The organism is Bavariicoccus seileri WCC 4188 (assembly GCF_000421665.1).
In the GTDB taxonomy this organism is placed as follows: Bacteria; Bacillota; Bacilli; order Lactobacillales; family Aerococcaceae; genus Bavariicoccus; species Bavariicoccus seileri.
Map to the genome: position 1 here is coordinate 1 of NZ_ATXL01000072.1, position 6209 is coordinate 6209.

Consider the following 6209-nt stretch of genomic DNA (forward strand, 5'->3'; position numbering starts at 1 on the left):
GTCTTCAAAATGCACATTTTTCTTCACTAATTTATTAAACTGAATTTTTTCGAGGAACTCACGAACCAAAATCAATCCGCCATGGGAAGATAGCTTTTCACTTTTTGAGGAAATTTGAACATTTTTATTGAAACTTAGTCGATTATCGCGTAAATTTGACATATAGAACACCTCTGTTTTGTATTTTCGTCAAATCTACATTAACAGAAAGGTGTTCTTTTTTCACGCACCAAATGGGTGAAAAAAGAAACTCTTTACAAATGTTGAAGAAATACGGTTTTAGAGCGCAAACTCATAAAACTATGAATTATCTAGGTGAATTCTAAATTCTTCAATTTAAATTTTCTATTAAATGTTTTATTTGTGTTCAAATCAGTAATAAATGCATATCGACTTAATTAGGAAGAGAACGAGAATATTGTTGCATTAGCAGGAAAGTTTGAGGGGTATATGAAAAAGAAAGGAAGCTATAGAACAGTGATCGGAAAAAAATACATGTGAAGGGTACTTTAGAAGATTTATCGGTTGGTTGTGGGAATGCTGTTAACAGAATGATATTAATAAAGGGGAGTAAAAGATGAAGAAATTAGGCCGTATATTTGTCATCATAGTGATGGTTTTACAAAGTATCGCACCTAACATCGCAAGTGCTACTGAAGCTCAGCTGTCAAAAGAGCACTTTAATTTCGAGAATGTTGAATTTTCCAATAATGGCGAAGATGTTAATGCGATTGTTAAAGGAAGCTATACCAAAACAAGCGAAGATGAAAGTGTCGATAAAGTACACGTCTCTGATAATGTCAAACTAGCGGATTCTAGTAATAATCCGTTAGTTGCAGTTGATGGTTCTACTAAGGGAACGTATGATATTTCGAACAATGTGATTACATTGAAAGCAACATCAGCAGGCACTTACTCGGTTCAAGTGAAATTAGCTGGTAAGTATAATTTGGATAGCCAAAATACGACAGTTAATTTTACTTACGGGAGTCAATCTGTAGCGAAACAATTGACTGGATTAGAAAGTATCCAAGCGACAGCTGGGACAGTAGATAACACTGATCAAAATTCTGATGCAACTGCTAAAGAATCAGAAACAGATAAACAAGAGTCTACCGATCAATCAGGTGAAAGTGCTGATGACGAAGCTGACCCTGATGCGGATGCAGAAGAAAGTAAACCTGAGACCGATGCAAATGATGCTGATAAGGAAGCAGACAAATCCGGTAGTGATGCTGAAGTAAAAGAAGATGCTGACACGAAAAATTTAAAAACAATTCCTGAAGGCACCAATTTAGTTACTTATTTTAGTCTTATTATTAATCCTGGAACTGATAAAGAACAAGTTGTTCCAAATGGTGGAGAAGGCGAAATCGAACTAGACGGGAAAAATGCTCTTCAATTAGAATATGGGTTAACCATTCCTGATGACATTGATATTTCTGAAGGGGATACCTACAAACTTCCGTTACCAAGCATATTTAAGGATGCTACGGTTGGTAAAACTATCCCTCTTAATGTTGATGATAAAGAAATAGGATCTTATACAATTCAAGGTGGAGAAGTTGTAATTACTTTTTCTAATGGCGCAAATGACTTCGATGGTAAAAACATTCAAGTTAATATTAGCGGTATTCTTGATGAAGAAGTTTTTGAAAATCAAGATGAAGTTGACGTCAAAGTTCCTTATGCTGAAGGAGATGGCTATGAGTCAACTATTAAAGTTAAGCCAAAAGATTTTGAAGGCGAAGACAAAAAAACGGCTGGACAACCATATATCATTGGTGAAAATGGTGAAAAAGTCTATACGAACAAGAATCCGGAGTATGTCGATTGGACAGTCCGGGCCAATGATTCAGTAGAAGATATTACAGATGCCAAGGTTATTGATAAACTCGGAGACAATCTAGAGATTGTACCGGATAGTTTTATAGTAGAAAAAATTATTAAAGATAGAGATGGCAAAGATACCGGTAAAGAGCCAGTTACTGGTTTAACACCAGAAATAAAAGATCCTGGTTTTGAGTTAAACTTAGGAAGTATTTCTGATGCTTATGATATTACATATACGACTAAAATTACTCGTCCAGATGGTGGCGGTAAATTAACCATTAATAACGATGCTAGTATTATTCTTGATGGGGATGATAAGGACTATTCAGATAATGTAGATGTCGAATTCTCTAATGATATCCCTACCATTCAAAAAGACGGGGCTGTATCTAGTGACCGGGGAGATATAGTGAATTGGACAGTCAAGTACAATTTTGGAAAGCAAAATATTGGAATAGTCAACTTAACAGACAATCTTGATAAAGGGACAATTGATTTAGATACTATTAAGGTTACTCAGGTAGATACAAATGTCGATGGAAATGTTGTTCCGGGGTCTGAAAAAGTAGTTACTGTGACTCCAACAACTGACGACCAAGGGAATGTTGTGTTACCTGATTTAGATGCTGATGGGAAAGCGTATTTGATTACTTTCGATTCAGAAGCGCCTGTTGGAACTAAAGGAAGTATCACGAATGTCATTTCTGATGACAAAGGTAACTCTGATGATGCGAAAGTTGATGTTGATACTATTCCGACAGGTGGTAAAGTTGGGGAACAACATGTAGATAAAGATGGTAATCCTTATATCGAATGGACGATTACCATGAATACAAATAAAGTCGATACACCGTCTATTAATATTAAAGATGTGTTTAACCAAGAGTTTTTAAAATTTGATTCAAGTGATACTAGTCTATATGATTTGTATCAAGATGGCGAGAAAGTTGATAGTAGCACATACACATTAAAAGACTATGAACACAAGGATGGTAGAAAAGGATTTGAACTGAACATCAATCCTGCAGGGGCGCATGAGTTCAAATTTGTTTACCGGACTTATTATACGGTCGCTGGTATGCGACAGCCAAATCTAGCTAATCATGCAGAATTAATTTTTGATGATGGTAATGGAGGCACAATTGGGCCTGGAGAAGGGATTGATTTTAAACAAACTGGTCCTAAAGCTGGGATAAAAAAGACTGGAAAGTATGTCTACGATTCCGAAGGTAAACAAGTAATTGAATGGACTGTTACTTTTAATAAAAGTAAAATTTTATTGGATAAAGATTCCAAAATTGTTGATGATTTTACTAGCGGAAATTACGAATATATTGATAGTTCGTTAAGTATAGTAACTGACAATGGAACACTTTTCACAGACTATGGTTTAGATACTAATAGTCCAAATCCTGGATTTACAATCAATCTAACAAAAGCCACTAAAGAAACCTTAAAAGTAACGTATCGTACAACAGCTGATGATGCTGCAAATAAGGATCAAACAAATAAAGCAACTCTTAGGTGGCAAGGTGGAGACGAAACCGCTGATGCTACTGTTGGCAAAAGAGATCCTGGAATCAGTAAAGAAGGTAAGGTTGTTATTAACAAGGATGGTTCTAAATCTGTTAATTGGACTATCAAGTTTAATATAAATAAAAATATTATTTATAATTTTGAACTAAAAGATCAAAATACTCCTAATACTGTCATAATTGACAAAAATTCAATTGAAATTAAGAACGATGCTGGAGATGTGGTGACAGGTGATTTCGAAATTACTGATCCAGCAAATGGTGCGTTCACTGTTAAAAAAGATAAACTAGAGAATACTAAATATACATTGACATATACAACTAGTTTATCTCCTGAAGAAGAAGCACAAGAAGTTAAGAACATCGCTAATATTGAGTATCGCGGTGGAAAAGATAAAGCGGAAGCTAATGTTCCAAAACCAGAACTAGGTGTTAGGAAAACGGCTGAATCGCTTGATAAAAAATCAAATCCAAAAGTTATTACCTGGAAAATAATTGCTAATACGGACGAGAATAATAAGTTTGTTAACCTACAAAATGCTAAATTAACAGACACCATTCCTGCAGATCAAAAATTAGTTAAAGGATCTGTGGAAGTTAAGCGAGTAGGAAGTGATGACACACTTTCACCTGATGCTATTGAGGAAGAGGACAATAAATTTACTGTTAAATTGCCGGATGGTCCTTATCAATACGAAGTCACATTACAAACTACAATTGAATCTTATCCATCCGTAAATGAAAAAATTGATCGTTATACAAACAAGGTAACTTTATCGAATGATAACTATGAAGATGCTACAGCAGATGCTTATCAAGATTATTTTGCTGACGGATCAAATAATAAATCTGCTAAAACAGGTACTGTAAATGATGACACTGAAAATGTAGATTGGGAGCTTACGGTAAACCCAGCAGGCTTGCCAATTAGTAATGCAAAAATTACTGATAATCTCGGTGAAAAATCAAGATCAACCTATGTACCAGGGTCAATAACGGTTGATAACGTTGATAACAATAAAGCAAAAATTGAATTAGCAGATGACAATAAAAGTTTTGTAATAACATTTGATACACCTGACGGTAAAATAAATGAACCAGTTAAGATAAGCTATTCTACTAAGGTGGATGCTGATGTCATTGGTTTTGTAACTGTCACGAATACCGTAAGTTTGACGGGTAGAACAGCTGGCAAAGAGATAGATACTACGACAAGTAGTACCGATACGAGTCAATGGACGTATGGTGGTGGCGGTTCAGGTAGAACGTTAGAACTTAATGTCAACAAGGAATCAAATAATGGCATTAATATTCCTAATACCGAGTTTAAGATTGTTCGCCTGTCAAATAGCGGAGCAGAGACCGTAGTTGCTGAGAGTATTAAAACTAATGGCGGTGGGTTAATCAATATTGATAAACAACGGGCTGGTCGTTATATTATTACTGAGTTGTCTGTTCCAGAAGGCTATGAAAAGTTGACTGCACCTCTGTATGTTATTGTCGGTTATGATAAAGATGGAAAGAGTGTAATCACATACTCTGATAGTAAGTGGTCTACGGGCGGCACTAAGGGAACTAAAACAGTAGTAGTTACAAATAATGTCGTTAAAGGCAATATTGAAGCTACAAAAGTTTGGGAAAATGGTCCAAATGATAAGCCAACTGTCTGGTTCCAACTTTACAGAAATGTTGAAGGAGAAACACCTGAGCCAGTTGATGGAGAAGCTATTAAACAATTAGATAATGGTACAACCAAAGTTAATTGGGACGGTTTAGAGTTATATAAAGAACTTGGTAATGGTAAAACTGCTAAGTATATTTATTCCGTCAAAGAAGTGGATAAAGATGGAAACTCATTTGTTCCAGAAGATTATAAAAAGACTGAAGATGGCCTAAAAGTAACGAATAGTTATGTTATTCCAAAAACAGATGTAACTGGAACCAAGGTTTGGGAAAATGGATCTAAGCCAGCTATTCAATTACAACTAGTTAGAGATGGTAAGGCTTTAGAAGGTGAAGAATTTACCGTTTCTCTAGATGGCAGCGAAGAAACGCCATGGACTCATACATGGACAGGATTAGATAAAACTGATATCAATGGTAAGGAATACAAATATACTGTTGATGAAGTTGAAGTTCCTGACAATTATGAGAAGACAGTATCAGAAGATGGTTTAACAGTAACCAATAAGTTTGTTTCACCAAAAATTGACATTCCAGTAGAAAAAGTTTGGAATGATGCTGATAATCAAGATGGCAATCGTCCAGATTCTATTGAAGTAGAACTTCTAGCAAATGGTGAAAAAACAGATGTTGCCAACATAACTTTAAATTCAGAAAATCAATGGAAAGCATCATTTTCTGAATTGCCAACACTAGATAATCAAGGTAAAGAAATTACTTATACTGTCAATGAAATTAGTGTTCCAAGTAGTTATAAGAGTGAAACAAGTGGAGATAGCGCAGAAGGATTCACAATTACAAACAGCTATACTCCTGGAAAGATAAACGTTAAAGTCAATAAGGTTTGGGATGATAGCAACAACCAAGATCTAGGGTTGTCAAACATATGTTACCTGAACTGATAATAGTGGTGCTTGATGTCTTGTCCACCAAAACGAATTTTTTGACTTTGTTGTCAAGGAGGAAAGTGAAACGATCCTTGACAACAAACGATAAAAATATAAAATCAGTGGACACATCAAGCAGCTTCGTTATACTTATTTTCGTAATACTTTTCAACCATTTGATTTGGGCTTAAGAATCCCAATACTTTTCGTGCAATATTATTGTGTCGACTCATATATCGCCGATGTTGCTTTAACATATCCTCTACGGATT

Annotated in this window: 1 protein-coding gene; it reads left to right on the forward strand. The window is 35.2% G+C overall.

From position 1 onward, the window contains the following. Nucleotides 1-577: 577 nt before the first annotated feature. A complete protein-coding gene (locus H541_RS0110315; RefSeq protein ID WP_022797212.1) occupies nucleotides 578-5953 on the forward strand; it encodes a Cna B-type domain-containing protein in 5376 nt (1791 codons plus the stop codon). Nucleotides 5954-6209: the final 256 nt, after the last annotated feature.